Raw genomic sequence first — 267 nt, 5'->3', positions numbered from 1 at the left:
GTCGTTTTGCCGGCGTTCCTGCCCGTTCGCGGCGAGGACGACGAAGTACGCGCCCGTGCCGTAGAAGGCCGCGTGGCCGAACGAGAGGTAGCCGGTGTAGCCGCTGACGAAGTCGAAGCTCATCGCGAACAGCCCCATGTACAGCACCACGACCATGAACGTGATCGCGGGGAGGAACGCCTCAGCGAACGGGGCCGCCGGCGTCGCGAGCAGCGCCTCGTAGGCCAGCGGGTACAGCAGGAACCCGACGATCACGGCCGCGTGGAC

General features: G+C 67.8%; 1 pseudogene. It reads right to left on the bottom strand.

Going from position 1 to position 267, the window contains the following annotated elements:
- Nucleotides 1-267, bottom strand: a pseudogene (locus EXE45_RS18865) (branched-chain amino acid ABC transporter permease); the annotation flags it as partial.

It is taken from the genome of Halorubrum sp. SP9, assembly GCF_005435015.1.
GTDB classification, from domain to species: domain Archaea; phylum Halobacteriota; class Halobacteria; order Halobacteriales; family Haloferacaceae; genus Halorubrum; species Halorubrum sodomense.
Note: the sequence above shows the minus strand (reverse complement) of the source record. Positions and strands in the feature narration are given on the sequence as shown.